The 15321-nt window shown below is 61.3% G+C and carries 13 protein-coding genes; 11 read left to right on the top strand and 2 right to left on the bottom strand.

Annotation, left to right across the window (positions count from 1 at the left end; all coding sequences use genetic code 11):
* Positions 1–5: 5 nt before the first annotated feature.
* Positions 6–1400: an aminotransferase-like domain-containing protein gene (locus QTJ18_RS07950; protein WP_252753988.1), complete on the bottom strand. Its 1395-nt coding sequence runs from the start codon at positions 1398–1400 to the stop codon at positions 6–8.
* 156 nt (positions 1401–1556) lie between these two features.
* Between QTJ18_RS07950 and QTJ18_RS07945 the strand changes: the two genes are divergently transcribed.
* The 11 genes from QTJ18_RS07945 (at position 1557) to phnN (ending at position 13764) form a co-directional block, all read left to right on the top strand.
* Positions 1557–2858, top strand: coding sequence for a hydroxymethylglutaryl-CoA reductase, degradative (locus QTJ18_RS07945; RefSeq protein ID WP_252753989.1), 1302 nt, complete (start codon positions 1557–1559; stop codon positions 2856–2858).
* 268 nt (positions 2859–3126) lie between these two features.
* Entirely contained in the window at positions 3127–4179 is a 1053-nt protein-coding gene (gene dctP / locus QTJ18_RS07940) for a TRAP transporter substrate-binding protein DctP (protein ID WP_252753990.1), read from the top strand.
* Positions 4180–4406: 227 nt separating this feature from the next.
* Positions 4407–4943: a TRAP transporter small permease subunit gene (locus QTJ18_RS07935; protein ID WP_252753991.1), complete on the top strand. Its 537-nt coding sequence runs from the start codon at positions 4407–4409 to the stop codon at positions 4941–4943.
* Positions 4943–6253, top strand: coding sequence for a TRAP transporter large permease (locus tag QTJ18_RS07930; RefSeq protein WP_252753992.1), 1311 nt, complete (start codon positions 4943–4945; stop codon positions 6251–6253). The genes QTJ18_RS07935 and QTJ18_RS07930 overlap by 1 nt, the downstream gene beginning before the upstream one ends.
* 5 nt (positions 6254–6258) lie before the next feature.
* Positions 6259–7131: a hydroxymethylglutaryl-CoA lyase gene (locus QTJ18_RS07925; protein WP_252753993.1), complete on the top strand. Its 873-nt coding sequence runs from the start codon at positions 6259–6261 to the stop codon at positions 7129–7131.
* Between the two features lie 246 nt (positions 7132–7377).
* Entirely contained in the window at positions 7378–8232 is an 855-nt protein-coding gene (phnC, locus tag QTJ18_RS07920) for a phosphonate ABC transporter ATP-binding protein (protein WP_252753994.1), read from the top strand.
* A gap of 71 nt (positions 8233–8303) precedes the next feature.
* Positions 8304–9209, top strand: coding sequence for a phosphonate ABC transporter substrate-binding protein (phnD, locus tag QTJ18_RS07915; RefSeq protein ID WP_252753995.1), 906 nt, complete (start codon positions 8304–8306; stop codon positions 9207–9209).
* Positions 9210–9455: 246 nt separating this feature from the next.
* Positions 9456–10427, top strand: a complete 972-nt coding sequence (gene phnE / locus QTJ18_RS07910) for a phosphonate ABC transporter, permease protein PhnE (RefSeq protein WP_289852144.1) — start codon at positions 9456–9458, stop codon at positions 10425–10427.
* An 11-nt stretch (positions 10428–10438) separates the two neighbouring features.
* Complete coding sequence (gene phnE / locus QTJ18_RS07905; RefSeq protein WP_252753996.1) at positions 10439–11935, top strand: phosphonate ABC transporter, permease protein PhnE; 1497 nt, start codon at positions 10439–10441, stop codon at positions 11933–11935.
* An 84-nt stretch (positions 11936–12019) separates the two neighbouring features.
* Positions 12020–13156, top strand: a complete 1137-nt coding sequence (locus tag QTJ18_RS07900; RefSeq protein WP_252753997.1) for an alpha-D-ribose 1-methylphosphonate 5-triphosphate diphosphatase — start codon at positions 12020–12022, stop codon at positions 13154–13156.
* A complete protein-coding gene (gene phnN, locus QTJ18_RS07895) occupies positions 13156–13764 on the top strand; it encodes a phosphonate metabolism protein/1,5-bisphosphokinase (PRPP-forming) PhnN (RefSeq protein WP_252753998.1) in 609 nt (202 codons plus the stop codon). The genes QTJ18_RS07900 and phnN overlap by 1 nt, the downstream gene beginning before the upstream one ends.
* A 265-nt stretch (positions 13765–14029) precedes the next feature.
* Here phnN and QTJ18_RS07890 read toward each other — a convergent pair whose 3' ends face one another.
* Positions 14030–15187 (bottom strand): ROK family transcriptional regulator, encoded by a 1158-nt coding sequence (locus tag QTJ18_RS07890; protein WP_252753999.1) that lies wholly within the window; start codon positions 15185–15187, stop codon positions 14030–14032.
* Positions 15188–15321 lie beyond the last annotated feature (134 nt).

Below are 15321 nucleotides of genomic sequence, written 5' to 3'. Positions count from 1 at the left end.
GCCCCTCAGGCCGATTTCGAGCCGATTTCCCTGCGCACGAAATCATGGAAGCGCGGATCGCCGACATAGGCGACATTGAGCCTCAGGTAGCGTCTGTCCGTCCGGCTTCCATCGATTTCGAAAACGCAACCGGGTGCAAAGAAAATGCTTTCACGCGCAGCACGGCGCGTAATCTCCAGATCGTCGACATGCGGCGGCAGCTCCACCCACATATAATAGCCGTCCGTATCCTCGATCTGCGGCCTCAGCCCCAACTTCCGCAGGATCCGGACCGCGGCAAGCTGCGCATCCTTGACCCGCGCGCCGAGCCGCCGCAGATGATGGCGGTAATGACCGTCGTTCAACACCGTGTGAACAATTCGCTCCACATAGCCGGATGAGTTGACGATGGTGAGCATCTTCATATTCGCGAGATGGCCGATCGTCTCCGGCGAGGCGGCAACATAGCCCACCCGCAGACTGGCCGAGAGAATTTTGGCGAAGGTGCCGACATAGATGACCCGGCGGAGTTGATCGAGCGCGGCCAGTCGCGCGGCACTGCGCGACATCAGATCGCCAAACGCATCATCCTCCACCACCATGAAATCGAGGCGCTCGGCGATCCGCAGGATATCATGCGCCCGCCCGAGCGTCAGCGATCCGCCGGTCGGGTTGTGAGCCAGCGACTGGGTGAAGAAGAATCGTGCGCCGCTCGCCTGCGCTTTGCGCGCCAGATCATCCGGATCCGGACCGTCTGCATTGCGATGGACGCCGAGCATGCGCACCCCTGCAAGCTTGAGCTTTGCAAACAGCGGGTAATAGCCCGGACTGTCCGCCAGAACGACGTCGCCGGGCCGCAGATATTGCCGAATGATCAGATCGAAGGCGTGGTTGGCGCCCAGTGTCAGAAGGATATGTTCGGGCCGGACGCCGATCGATCGCTCCGACAGCATGCGCGACAGCGTCTCCCGCAGCGGTTCAAAACCGATCGGGCTGCCATAGGCATGTTCGAAGAGGCCCCGCTGTCCGCTGGCGATATTGCGCAAATGGCTCTTGAGGACCGAACCCTCCACCCATTCCGCCGGCGGCCGCCCCTCCCCCAGCCTGACGGTGAAACTGTGTTCCAACTGCTCGCGCAGCAATGTGGCGATGTCGACCGCCTCCACCATCCGCGCCGTGATCGGATCTTCGGTGCGCGGCCTGATGCCGGTCACGTAATATCCGGCACCGTGCCGTGCTTCCACATAACCGCGGGCCACCAGCCGATCATAGGCCTCTACCACCGTGTTCTTGGAAACGGAATAGGCCTCCGCCGCCGCGCGAAGAGAGCGCAGCCGGGTCCCCTTCGGCAGGATACCCTCGTCGATGGACAAAGCGATACGGGATGCGATCTGTTCTGTCTTGCTGTCCTCATCCGCCATGCCAGCCTCACTGTCCCCGGAAGTTCACAGGTACACTTATTCCGCAATGCGCTGAACTGTACCTTGCATCCCTGGTACAATATTGCGAGCCTGCACGGAAGGCGTCTGGTCGTTTTCCAATCGGCCAGATCGCCAAGCATTGCATGGGAGGATGAAGTGACAGTGCAGTCCGGCGTTGAAAACTCGCGTCTTGAAGGTTTCCGCAGCCTGACGCCGCAGCAGCGGTGGCAGAAGGTGGTGGAGGCCGCCAATCTGAGCGCGGAGGAAGCGGCGCTTCTGGCAAAGCCAGGTGCCCTGCCGATCGAGACGGCGGACGGCATGATCGAGAACGTCATCGGCACGTTCGAACTGCCGATGGGCGTTGCCGCCAATTTCACCATCAACGGCCGCGATTACATTATCCCGATGGCTGTCGAAGAGCCCTCCATCGTTGCTGCGGCTTCCTTCATGGCGCGGATCGTCCGCTCATGCGGCGGCTTCGAGACCTCGGTGACCGATCCGCTGATGCGCGCGCAAGTTCAGCTCGTCGGGCTGTCCGATCCTTATGGCGCACGGCTGAAAATCCTTTCGGCCCGCGAACGCATCATCGCAGCCGCCAATGCCTGCGACAAGGTGCTCGTCGAACTGGGCGGCGGTTGCCGCGATATCGAAGTCCACGTCTTCCCGGATACGCCATCGGGCGCCATGGCGGTGATGCATCTGATCGTCGACGTGCGGGATGCCATGGGCGCGAATACGGTCAACACCATGGCCGAACGCGTTGCCCCGCTGGTCGAGGAACTGACTGGCGGGACCGTTCGCCTGCGCATTCTCTCCAACCTCGCCGATCTTCGCCTTGCCCGCGCTCGCGTGGAGATCACGCCGGAAGCACTGACGACCAAGGAAGTCTCCGGAGCGGAGATGATCGATCGCATGGTGCAGGCCTATCAGTTCGCGGCCATCGATCCCTATCGGGCAGCGACTCACAATAAGGGCATTATGAACGGCATCGACCCCCTGATCGTGGCGACGGGCAATGATTGGCGCGCCATCGAGGCGGGTGCCCATGTCTGGGCGGTTCGCAAGGGCCATTACACGTCCCTCACCACCTGGGAGAAGAACAGCCAGGGCCATCTGGTCGGCACGCTGGAACTGCCGATGGCGGTCGGCATCGTCGGCGGCGCCACCAAGACGCATCCGCTTTCGAAGCTTGCTCTGAAGATCCTCAATATCCGGTCCGCCGCGGAGCTCGCCCAGCTCTGTGTCGCTCTTGGTCTGGCGCAGAACATGGCGGCCATCCGTGCACTGGCAACCGAGGGCATTCAGCGCGGCCACATGGCCCTGCACGCCCGCAATATCGCCATTGTCGCCGGTGCCGTCGGCGCCGAGATTGATGCTGTTGCCAGGGAGCTTGCCGCCACGCATGACGTCCGGACCGAAAGGGCCCGGGATCTTCTGGCCGCCATGCGGCGAAGCTAGAAGCGGGGATTTGACAGCGAAAGTCCGGTCAAGGACAAGGCGCCGGCGGCTCGATGAGGAAGATCGAGAGACATCAATGAACTGCCGGTGGTCGCTCACGATGTCGCCAATTGTTTGCCGGGCACGCAGCACGCGCAAATGACGGCCGGCATCGGGCCACGGGAATGCAGATCGCCTCGGGAGGGCGGACTGCCGGAGATGACAGGCCTGCGGCACCGGTCTGCGGATCGGCTTTGCAGGCACCACAACCATGAAAAGGGAGGTTACTATGACAAGATTTGATATTTCGCGGCGTTCGCTGCTGCAGCTGACGGCCGGAGGCGCTGCCATCGTGGCAACCACCGGGCTTGCGACACCGGCACTGTCGCAGAACAAGAAAGTGTCCTGGCGCATGCAATCGCTCTGGGATGGCGGAACGACGCCTCAGACTTATGAGGATATGTTCGTCAAGGCGGTTGCCGAGAAGACCGGCGGTGATTTCGAACTGAAACTCTTCTCTGCAGGTCAGATCGTGCCGCCGGCGCAGTCCTTCGACGCCGTACGCGGCGGCGCCTTCCAGCTGATGAAGACATTCGACGGCTACACCGCCGGCAAGATTCCGGCCCATGCCTTCACCAGCACCATTCCTCTCGGTTACAGAAAATCCGAGGATTACGCTGCCTGGTTCTACGAACGGGGCGGCATAGAGATGGCGCGCGAATCCTATGCGCCAGCCGGCCTGCACTATATTGCGCCGTCGATTTACGACCAGGAGCCGATCCATTCCAAGGTCGAGATCCGCACTGTTGCCGACTTCAAGGACAAGAAGGGCCGCTTCACTGGCCTCGGATCCACCGTCATGGGGCATTTCGGCGTCGCAGTCGCGCCGCTTCCAACAGCGGAAGTGTATTCCGCTCTCGACAAGGGGCTGATCGACATTGCGGATCGCGGCGATCTGCAGGCCAATCTCGATGCAGGCCTTGGCGAAGTGGCGAAGTTCATCATCCTGCCGGGTATTCACCAGCCGACGACGGCCACGTCCTATGTCGCGAACAAGGCTGCCTTCGACGGTCTGCCAAAGGAATTCCAGCAGGCGCTGGCCGATGCCGCCAGGGAAGTCTCGGACGCCTATCAGGTGAACAAGACGAAAACGGATGCCAGCGCTCTGGAGGCCTTCAAGGCGCAGGGCGTCACCATTATTGAACTCGCCGAGGATGATGTGAAGGCCAACCGGCCCAAGGCTGCGGAAGCATGGCGCAGGGCTGCCAAGAGCGATCCGCTCGCCAACAAGATCCTGGACAGCCAGATGGCGCAGATGAAGGAACTTGGCCTTCTTGAATAAAGAAGCCTTGGCCTGGCCGAAAAAACCGGGCCCTGGACCGCTCCAGGGCCTGGATTGGCCGCGCCACCCATGCCAGGACGGGATGCAAGGACGGCGACAACGGTGACGATCCCGAACAGGCGCAAAGGCCAGACCGGGATCCGTCACGCACCGTCCTTCTGACCCGCCAATCACGAGCCAGAGCCGGCTTGCCCTTCCCGCGACAGCGAACTTCTTGTCGAGCGCCCATGCCCAGATCCATCGAGCTCCTTTACAACACGATCACTGCGATCAACCGCTTCATTTTTCGAGGTGCCAGCCTGATGATGTTCATCATCGTGCCGGTCATGCTGTTTGCGGTCGTTTCGCGCTATCTGTTCAATTCTCCCTCATCCTGGGCCATGGAACTGGCGACACTGATCTTCGGCCCCTATTTCCTCCTGGCCGGACCCTATATCCTGCACGAGCGCGGCCATGTCAGCCTCGACCTCATCCAGAATTCGGTCGGCCCCGGCACGCGCCGGATGCTCGAAATCATCAACTATCCGATCATCATCGCCTTCTGCGTGATCCTCCTGTTCTACGCCGTGCCTTTTGCGTGGCAGGCCTGGGAATATGGGGAGACCTCCTATTCCTCGTGGAACCCGCCGATCTGGCCGGTAAAGCTCTTCATCCCGCTCGCTCTCGTTCTGCTTGGCCTGCAGGCCGCCGTCGAATGGCTTCGTATTCTCCTAGATCCCTTTGCGCTTGCGCACCACGAGGCCGATAGCGAGGCTGCCCACTGATGTCACCGACCGAAATTCTCATCGCCATGTTCGGCGGGCTAACGCTGTTTCTTCTGTTCGGCCTTCCCGTCGCTTTCGTACTCGGCGGACTTTCCGTCCTGTTCACCGTCCTCTTCTGGGATTCCAGCGCGCTCGTGGTGCTGGTTCTGCAGATGTTCGACACCATGCATTCGGAAGCTCTTCTCGGCATCCCGCTCTATATCTTCATGGCACTGCTCCTGCAGAGGTCCGATGTCATCCGCGACCTCTATACTGCGATGGAATTGTGGTTCGGGCGCGTGCGCGGCGGCCTGGCCATCGGCACCGTGGTCATCTGCCTGGTCATGGCCGCCATGACGGGCGTTGTTGGTGCCGCCGTGACCGCCATGGGCATCCTGGCTCTGCCGGAAATGCTGAAACGCGGCTATGATGCCCGTCTGGCCTCCGGCACCATCTGCGCGGCGGGCACGCTCGGCATTCTGATCCCGCCTTCGGTGCTGACCATCGTCTATTCCGTGACGGCGCAGGTCTCGATCGGCAAGATGCTGATCGCCGGGATCGTGCCCGGGATTATTCTCGGCCTGCTCTACATCGGCTATATCGTGCTGATCGGGATCTTCCGGCCGCATATGGTGCCGGATCGCCGGGATACACCGAAAGCCAGCTGGAGCCAGAAGTTCAGCGCCTTGAAGACGCTGATCCTGCCCACCATGATCATCGTCATGGTCCTCGGCTCCATCTTCTTCGGCGTTGCGACCCCGACCGAAGCGGCCGCCGTCGGCGTGCTCGGCGCCGCGCTCGCGGCCTTCCTGCGCGGCAATCTCAATCTCGACATGGTGCAGGATTGCGCGATCGGCACCCTGAAGACCACCGGCATGATCCTGTGGATCACGCTTGGTGCCAAGGCCTATGTCGCTATTTTCACGGGGCTTGGCGGTGCCGACACGCTCTTCCAGCTTCTCGAAGGACTGGACGCCAACCGCTACGTCGTCCTTGCTTTGATGATGCTGATCCTGATCTTCCTCGGCACCGTGCTGGATGAGATCGGCATCATCCTGCTGACCGTGCCGGTCTTCCTGCCGGTCATCCAGTTCTACGGCTTCGACCACATCTGGTTCGGCGTGCTCTTCGCCCTGACGATCCAGATGGGCTATATCAGCCCGCCTTTCGGCTATACGCTGTTCTACATCAAAGGGACCCTCCCGAAGAATATCAGCATGGCCACGGTCTATCGCGGCATCCTGCCCTTCTTCTTCCTGCAGGTGACCGGGCTGCTGATCTGCGTTGCCTTTCCCGATCTGGTGACCTGGCTTCCGAGCCTGATGCGGTGAACCGGATGCAGAAGCAAAGCGTGACGATCGTCGAAGTTGGCCCGCGCGACGGACTGCAGAACGAAGCGCGGTTCGTGCCGACCGAGGCCAAGATCGCCCTGATCGACCGGCTGAGCGCATGCGGCTTTCGCCGGATCGAGGCCACCAGCTTCGTGTCGCCGCGCTGGGTGCCGCAAATGGCGGATGCAGCGGACGTTCTTTCCCGCATCAAGCGCAATCCGGGCGTTACCTATTCGGTGCTGACGCCCAATCTCAAAGGTTTCGACGCTGCCGTCAGGGCCCGCGCCGACGAGGTGGCGATCTTCGCCTCCGCATCAGAAAGCTTCAGTCAGAAGAACATCAATTGCAGCATTGCCGAAAGCCTGGGGCGCTTCCGGCCGCTGGCGCAGGCGGCAAATCTCGCCGGCCTTCCCGTGCGCGGCTATGTATCCTGCATTGTCGAATGTCCTTATGAAGGTGCGATCTCTCCCGGTGCCGTTGCAAGGGTCACACAAGCGCTCTTCGCGCTGGGCTGCCATGAAGTCAGTCTCGGCGACACCGTGGGCCAGGGCCGGCCGGACACCATTGCCGCCATGCTGGATGCGGTTCTCGATATCGCCCCGGCTGCACGGCTGGCAGGCCACTATCACGATACCAATGGATGCGCGCCGCAAAGTATCGAAGTCAGCCTGGAAAAAGGCCTGCGCATTTTCGACAGCGCTGTTGCCGGTCTCGGCGGATGCCCCTATGCGCCGGGCGCGAAAGGCAATGTGGATAGCGAACTGGTTGCCGGGCTTGTGGAGAGACTGGGCTATCCAACAGGGCTGAAACTCGACGAACTGGCTGCAGCCGCGCGCTTTGCCGAAGATCTCGTCCGCGTGCCGGCGGAGCCGCATTAAGGGGTCTAGACTGCGGGACGCGAAGTCCGAGGACGCAGTTTTTAAGGGATCGGCATGCGCCCTTGCCCGCCTGCACCGGCGGGAAGCCTCGTCGTCGCCTGCCACGCAAACGTCATGAATATGCGAAAATAACGTGTTTTCAGATATTTAACGATTTTATATTTTCTACATAAAAGCGACATGCAGGCTTTACACTAGGCCTCTAGGCATTGCTCCGGCGTCGATGATCATGACGAAGGAATGGCAATGCACCTGAAACTGAACAGTCTGACCCGCAGGTTCGGCACGAATGCTGCGGTGGACTGCGTGACGCTGGACATTCCCGCCGGGCAGATGGTCGGCATTATCGGCCGCTCCGGCGCCGGCAAATCCACCCTCCTTCGCATGCTGAACCGCCTGGTCGATTGCAGTGCAGGCAGTATTCACTTCGGCACGCAGGAGATCTCCTCCCTGCGAGGCCAGGCCCTGCGCGACTGGCAGCGCGACTGCGCCATGATCTTCCAGCAATTCAACCTCGTGCCGCGGCTCGACGTCTTGACCAATGTGCTTCTGGGCCGGCTGAACCATCGGTCCACCCTGCTCAGCATCCTCAACATCTTCAGCCGCGAGGAGCGCCTGATGGCGATCGCCGCGCTGGAGCGGCTCGGCATAGAGCAAACCGCGCTGCAGGCGGCCGGTACGCTCTCCGGTGGACAGCAGCAGCGCGTGGCGATTGCACGGGCCTTGATGCAGTCACCCAAAATGGTGCTGGCCGATGAGCCTATCGCCTCCTTGGACCCGCTGAACGCGAAGATCGTGATGGATGCGCTGCGCAATATCAACGAACAGGAGGGGATCACGGTCATCACCAACCTCCATACTCTGGATACGGCTCGCAACTACTGCGAGCGGATCATCGGCATGGCGCAGGGGCGTGTGGTTTTCGATGGCCCGCCCGGTGCGCTGACGCCCGGCGCGGTGCAGGAGATCTATGGTTCCGACCGTGACGGTGCCGGCATAGACGAGACGATGACTTCCACCAGCATTACCATGTCCAACGTACCCCAAGCGGTGCTTCCACTATCTGCGAAATCGCGTCCCCTCAATACAGCCGAGGCGTGAGCCGCACTGATCGCCAGCCCGGCGTCAAGGGTTGAATTAATGCCACTCCATTGCTCTGACAGGAGAAACTCATGCTGAAGAAGACCCTTCTTGCCGCCGTTGCGCTTGTTTCGCTCGCCGGTATTGCCGCTGCACAGGACGCGAAGGAATTCCGCATCGGAATCCTGGGCGGGGAGAATGAAGCCGACCGCCTGCGCAACTTCGCCTGCCTTCAGGATCACCTGAAGAAGGAACTCGGCTTTGAAAAAGTGTCGATGTTTCCGGCCGCCGATTATGACGGCGTGATCCAGGGCCTGCTGGGCGGCACACTGGATTATGCCGAGCTCGGCGCCTCCGGCTATGCCAAAGCCTATCTCGCCGATCCGAAGGCTGTCGAGCCGATCCTGACCACGGTGCAGACGGACGGCTCCATGGGCTATCACTCGATCATGGTGGCGCGCAAGGATTCCGGCATCAAGTCGCTGGCCGACATGAAGGGCAAGAAGCTCGGCTTTGCCGATCCCGACTCGACCTCCGGCTACCTCATCCCCACCGTCACCCTGCCCGAAGCCATCGGCGCGCCGGTCAAGGGCTATTTCGGCTCCACCGGCTTCGGCGGCGGACATGAGAACCTGGTCCTCGAAGTCCTGAAAGGCACATTCGACGCCGGCACCACTTTCGGATCGGGCGTCGGCGTGTTCAAGGACGGCTATACCTCGGGCAATCTGCGCAAGATGGTCGACAAGGGTATCCTCAACATGGATGACCTCGTCGAACTCTGGAAGTCGCCGCTGATCCCGAACGGTCCGATTGTCGTGCGGACCTCGCTCAACGAGGACCTCAAGACAAAGTTCAAGACCTTCATGATGAACCTGCCGAAGGAAGATCCGGCCTGCTTCTCGGCGATCGAAGGTGGCGACTTCAAGGGCTTTGCCGAAGTCAATGTCGACTTCTACAAGCCGATCATCGACGCCCGCAAGGCCACGATCGGCGGCTGACGCCGCAGGACGACGCCAAGCCGGAAGGCTGCGTAATGATCCGGTCCGCAGGAGCACATCTTGCCCGTCAGGGTGAGACCGGCGGACCGGTTAGCGCATCCTGTCACCTTAAGCCTCGCGACGGGCTCGGGTGCATGCTTGCGAGTCCCAGCCAACCCCATGAACTGGCCAACCTCATAGAATGGCCAGCCTCATGAACTGGCGAGCCTCATGAAAACGCCTTGAAACGCCGTGCCGGACATCAGAATGACAGCGATCCGCTCTTCCCTATCTCCTTCAAAGCTCGGCGAGCGCGGTCTGCAGATCGAGGCGCATTGGCAGCTTCTTGCCCGCAATCGCCGCGTCTATACCCTGTTGAGCCTTGCCATCCTCGCTTTGGCCCTGTCCGGATCGCTCTGGTTTGCCAATGACAGCAATTCCGGCAAGTTCTTCGACCGGCTTCCGCATGTCTTCGATTTCGTTCAGGACCTCCTGCCGCGCGACCCGATCGAGATCTGGCGCGCCCTCTTCGACCTGCCCTCCCCCTATTTCGACGGTAGTTTGAAATACGACTATCCGGAGGGCCGCTACTATCTGACCGATGGCTTCTACATTCCCGAATTCTTCTACAAGATGGCGGAAACGCTGAACATCGCCTTGATGTCGACGGTCATCGGCTTCTTCTTCGGCTCCATCCTGTCCTTCTTTGCGGCGCGCAATATGGTGCGCAATGTCTGGCTGCGCGGTTCGGTTCGCCGCTTCATGGAAATCCTGCGCGCCTTTCCGGAAATCGTTCTGGCCGGCTTCTTCCTCGCCATTCTCTCGCTCGGACCCATACCGGCCATGATCGCGGTGTCGATCCACACGATCGGAGCCTTGGGCAAGCTCTTCTTCGAAGTCGTCGAAAATGCCGATATGCGTCCTGAAGAAGGCCTGCGGGCAGTGGGCGCGAACTGGGTGGAGCGCGTCTGGTTTGCCATGGTACCGCAGGTCATGCCGAACTTCATCAGCTACTTCCTGCTGCGCCTGGAAATCAACGTGCGGGCCTCGACCATCATCGGTGCCGTGGGCGGCGGCGGCATTGGCGAACAGCTGCGCCTGTCGATCAGCCGCGGCCATGAGGCCAAGACGCTGGCTATCGTGCTGCTGCTCTTCATCACCATTATCGCAGTCGATCAGCTGTCCGCCTGGCTGCGGCGCAGACTGGTGGGCGAGAGCGCCTTCCAGGCGGTCCATTGAGGAGCCACGCCATGCAGACGCTTGCCATGTCCGACCTTGATGCCATTGCGCTTCGCCATCCCCATCTGCTGACGCCCTCCTTCTGGAGCCGGTTCCGCATTCCGGTCATCGCCGGGGTGACGCTGCTCTATATGATCTTCTGCTGGTGGTTCTTCTCCATCGGCCAGGTCATCGGCAGTGCCAGCTGGGGGATTGCCGGCAATTATCTGGCAGACTGGGTATCCTACGAAGAGAGACCGGATATCTCGATCCATGCAGATGGGACGATGCAGATCGAATTCTCGCGCTTCGACCCGATCGGTCCCAATCCCAATCCGGACTGGATCCGCGCCAGACGGGAAATGGTGACCCGCACCATCGACGCGCCGTCAAGCCCGCAGCCGGCGCCCGCCCAGCCGCAATCCTCCTTCTCCTTCATGGCGCCGTCGACGACCGGCAGTGGCAGCGCGACTGGCCAGCCGCAAACGGAAAGCGCTCGGCAAGAGGTCGTCACGCATGCCGTGGTCGAGATGAGCGGGTCCAGCTCCATCGAGATCGGGCCGCCGCAGGTCATCATAAGCCGCGGCGAGGAGCGTCTGTCGCTCGTGCTCGGCGCCGACCGCGTGAGCGCGGAAGGTCCGCTGCCGGAATGGGCAACCCAGCGCGCCGCCGGGGAAAAGGTCATCGTCTCTTTCGGCCTGCCGGGTTGGGCGGAAATCCGCAGCGATGCGGTGCTCGTCCACAAGCGGTATCTGGGATGGGCCGGCTTCTTCTTCGATATCGATTCCCCCTTCTTCGGGCGATCCTTCGCTGAGATCGTCGGACTGATCTGGTCCGGCGATCGGCTGGATCCGGGCCAGAGCAATCTCTCTCTCGCCATCAACAATATTCTCTACAACCCCTCCTGGCAGCACCTGGATGTGTGGACGAAGCTGCTGCAGACCATTGTCATGGCCTTCGTCGGAACGCTCTTCGCCAGCCTGGTCGCCTTTCCGCTCGCCTTCATTGCCGCGCGCAACATCACCCGCAGCCGACCCCTCAATCAGATCACCAAACGCGTCTTCGATTTTCAGCGTTCGGTCGACATGTTCATCTGGGCTTTGTTTTTCACGCGCGCTTTCGGTCCCGGACCTCTGGCCGGCATTTCCGCCATCTTCTTCACCGACATCGGGACATTGGGAAAGCTCTATTCCGAGGCGCTGGAAAATATCGACGACAAGCAGCGGGAAGGCATCACATCCGTGGGGGCGGCACCGCTGGCCGTCCAACGCTTCGGCGTACTGCCGCAGGTCCTGCCGGTTTTCGCCTCGCAGGCGCTGTATTTCTGGGAATCCAATACTCGGTCGGCCACGATCATCGGCGCTGTCGGTGCCGGCGGCATCGGTCTCAAGCTTTGGGAGGCCATGCGAACCAATTCCGACTGGGAAAATGTCGCCTATATGGTGATACTGATCCTCATCGTCGTCTTCCTGTTCGACGCAATCTCGAATGCGCTGCGCTCTCGCCTCATCGGCAAGCGCCAGCATTGACATCTGCCCGTGGCGGGATACCCGTCATTGGGTCATCCTCATCGGCTCTGCTTCGCAAGCCCTCGTACAGTGGTTACTCTCGACATGTCAGACCTCGTTCTCTCCAATGCACGCATCGTTCTCGAAGATTCGATCATCTCCGGCAGCGTGAAGATCGAAAACGGCCGCATCGCCGATATCAGCGAGGGCAAGAGCGAAATCGGAGAGGATTTCGGCGGCGATTATCTGATTGCGGGCCTTGTGGAGCTCCATACGGATCATCTGGAAACCCATTATTCGCCGCGGCCGGGCGTCCGCTGGCATACGATCTCCGCCATCCAGGCCCATGATGCGCAGGTTGTGACATCCGGCATCACCACGGTTTTCGATTGCCTGCGCATGGGCGCCGACGAGGATGGCGGCTTCCTGAAAGGCGAGATGCGCGAAATGGCAGACGCCATCGAAACCGCGCAGAGGGAGGACAGGCTGCGGGCGGAACATCTCCTGCATCTTCGATGCGAGGTCTCATCCTCCGATGTCATGGAGCATTTTTCTGATTTCGAAACCGATCCGCATGTTCGCCTGGTCTCGCTGATGGATCATGCTCCGGGCCAGCGGCAGTTCCAGACGATGGATCAGTATACGCTCTACTACAAGACGAAACGTGGCCTTTCCGATGCGGCCTTCGCTGATTTCGTCGCGCGCCGGCAGCAGTTATCGGCACAATATGCGGCGCCGCACCGCCAGGCGCTGGCAAGGATCTGTCACGAGCGCGGCATCACCATTGCCAGCCACGACGACGCAACACTCGACCATGTGGATGAGGCAATCACCTATGGCGTCCGGCTTGCGGAATTTCCGACTAGCATCGATGCCGCCGATGCATCGCATCGGGCCGGGATGAGCGTGCTGATGGGCGCGCCGAATGTCGTGCGCGGCAAGTCCCATTCCGGCAATATTGCCGCCCGCGATCTGGCCAAGCGCGGGGTCCTGGATGTTCTTTCATCGGATTACGTACCGCTCAGCCTGCTGCATGCGCCTTTCGTTCTTGCGGAAGAGCTGGATGAGGTGTCCCTTCCCCAGGCTCTCGCCATGGTGACGGCCACGCCCGCCCGCACGGTAGGGCTGGACGACCGGGGCCGCATTGCACAGGGTTTGCGTGCCGATCTCGTGCGCGTCCGTCGCACCGAAGGCGTGCCGGTGGTGCGCTCGGTCTGGCGCCAGGGGCAGAGGGTGGCCTGATGGATGATCACCAGTCGCAGGATCTCCATCCGCCAAAGGGGATCATGGTGGTGGTGGTCGGGCCAAGCGGTGCCGGCAAGGATACCTTGATCGACGCGATCCGCCTGCCGATGTCCGGCCGGCCCGACGTGCATTTCGTCAAGCGCGCCATCACCCGGGCGGCCGAGGCCGGTGGCGAGGATCATGCCGCCGTCTCGCAGGCTGAATTCGAGGCCTTGCGCCGTGCCGGCCGGTTCTGCGTCGATTGGCAGGCGCACGGCCTGCATTACGGTATCCCCCGCGAGGTCCGCACGCGGCTTGCCGAGGGCGGCATAGCCATCGCCAACGGTTCGAGATCGGCCCTGCCACGCTTCGCCGCGGCTTTTCCCCGCCTGACAATCATCCACGTCACGGCAAAGCCGGACGTGCTTGCGGCGCGGCTGCGCAATCGCGGCCGTGAGGATGGCGAGGATATTGCCGCCCGGATGCGGCGGAGCGATGCCTTCGCCATACCCGAAGGCTACCAGTCGATCACAATCGACAATAGCGGCGACATCGACGAGGCTGCCCGGCAATTGCTGGTCTTCCTTCATGATCTTTCGACGGCACCGGCAGAGGATCGCCCGTGACGGGCTAACGGCTCGCGGCCAGAGCAGGTAAAGCAGAAGTGCGTCAGCGGTTTTGCGTCCGGACTGCGTAAAAACAAAGACATAGAGCATTTCAGGTGATCCCGTTTTTAGCGGAAATGCTCTCGGTCACTCGGTTCCTGCCGCTCTTCGTCAAGTTATCTTTGCCTCCGCCTTTCTCCCCAGCTGTCGGCCATCGCGATATCCGCTCTTGCGCGTTCGCCCGCTTTTTTTCGCCGGACCGCTCCGGGCCGTCAGCGATGCGCGCTCAGAAGAAGGCTTCCTTCAGCGGCAGGCTGGCGGCGCCGATCGCGGCGGTTTCACCCTTGATCTGCGATGCGGCCAAGCGCGGCATACGGCGCAAAATGCCGTGGCGCGGCTTGCTGTAGAATGTACATCTGGCAATCAGCATGTCTGCGAGCGGGATCGGGATTTGTCCGCCCAGCACGATGACTTCCGGATCGATCACGGCCGACAGCATGTTGATGACCCGGTCGTGATAGGGCGTCACGAGTTCGACCCATTCCTCGACCCCCGGCCAGGCAGGATCGAAGCGGCGCGAAAGATCGGCGATCGTGGAGACCTCAATCCCGTATCCCGCAACGCGCTTCAGAAGGCCTGCCAGGGCTGGTCTCCTATCCCACTCCGCCTCGGGAAAGATGCTGCTGAACTCGCCCGCATTCCCGAAACCGCCGCGCACCAGATTACCGCTCAAGACAATGCCGCCGCCAAAGCCGTAATTGAAGGAGAGATAGGCAAAATTGCCCACCTCGCGTCCGACACCCAGCATGCGCTCGCACAAGGTGCTCATATTGGCACTGTTTTCCGTGAAAACCGGCTTATCGAAACGGTTCGACAGAGAGGGCCCAAGCTGCAGCTCCGACCATTCGACAAGCGGCTCCGGCGGATTGTAACGGGTCCCGTCCACCAGAAAACCGGCAATGGCAAAGCCGATCGCGAAGACATCGCTCCAGCTCACCCGCATCTGCGCCAGCAAAGGCGGTATCGCGGCTTCGATCGCGGCCAATGTCGTCTCGACGGACATCTTGTCGATGACGATGGTTGCCGTGCGGAATGAGCCGGCGAAATCCATCACGCAGATTCCGGCGCTGTCGGTATTGATCGAAATGCCGATCGTACAGGCAAAATCCGGGTTCAAGAGCAGCCGCGGGCTGGGCTTGCCCTTGTAGCTGGGCGGCTCCAGCGGGCCCAGCGCGATCAACCCGCGCTCCTCGAGCTGGCTGATGATGCGGTGGATGGATTGCTGCGTCAGTTCGAGCTGCGGCGCGAGGGCCGACCGCGTCAGTTCCCGACGGTCCCACAGCATCGACAGGATGGTGCGCTCATTGTGCGAGACGAGCGGTGTCCCCGGGCCTTCGCGGCGAAAGCGATCTCCGATCAGCCGGTGGGGGTCATAGGGCAGCATGGGGAAGATTCATCAATGAGGCAGCCTTAGACGTCGCGGTCGGACTGCACATTGTCGTTGTTCATTCACAAGATCAAGAGGTTACCGCTTCGACAGAACGTTTTGACCAGCCTTCAAAAATATGTCACACACAA

This window comes from Rhizobium sp. SSA_523, assembly GCF_030435705.1.
Classification (GTDB): Bacteria; Pseudomonadota; Alphaproteobacteria; order Rhizobiales; family Rhizobiaceae; genus Neorhizobium.
Note: the sequence above shows the minus strand (reverse complement) of the source record. Positions and strands in the feature narration are given on the sequence as shown.

Coding starts and splice junctions, on each gene's coding strand:
- dctP (WP_252753990.1), top strand. CDS start 3,127: ATGACAAGATTTGATATTTCGCGGCGTTCGCTGCTGCAGCTGACGGCC.
- phnE (WP_252753996.1), top strand. CDS start 10,439: ATGCAGACGCTTGCCATGTCCGACCTTGATGCCATTGCGCTTCGCCAT.
- phnN (WP_252753998.1), top strand. CDS start 13,156: ATGGATGATCACCAGTCGCAGGATCTCCATCCGCCAAAGGGGATCATG.
- QTJ18_RS07950 (WP_252753988.1), bottom strand. CDS start 1,400: ATGGCGGATGAGGACAGCAAGACAGAACAGATCGCATCCCGTATCGCT.
- QTJ18_RS07900 (WP_252753997.1), top strand. CDS start 12,020: ATGTCAGACCTCGTTCTCTCCAATGCACGCATCGTTCTCGAAGATTCG.
- QTJ18_RS07890 (WP_252753999.1), bottom strand. CDS start 15,187: ATGCTGCCCTATGACCCCCACCGGCTGATCGGAGATCGCTTTCGCCGC.
- phnE (WP_289852144.1), top strand. CDS start 9,456: ATGACAGCGATCCGCTCTTCCCTATCTCCTTCAAAGCTCGGCGAGCGC.
- QTJ18_RS07935 (WP_252753991.1), top strand. CDS start 4,407: ATGCCCAGATCCATCGAGCTCCTTTACAACACGATCACTGCGATCAAC.
- QTJ18_RS07925 (WP_252753993.1), top strand. CDS start 6,259: ATGCAGAAGCAAAGCGTGACGATCGTCGAAGTTGGCCCGCGCGACGGA.
- phnC (WP_252753994.1), top strand. CDS start 7,378: ATGCACCTGAAACTGAACAGTCTGACCCGCAGGTTCGGCACGAATGCT.
- QTJ18_RS07930 (WP_252753992.1), top strand. CDS start 4,943: ATGTCACCGACCGAAATTCTCATCGCCATGTTCGGCGGGCTAACGCTG.
- phnD (WP_252753995.1), top strand. CDS start 8,304: ATGCTGAAGAAGACCCTTCTTGCCGCCGTTGCGCTTGTTTCGCTCGCC.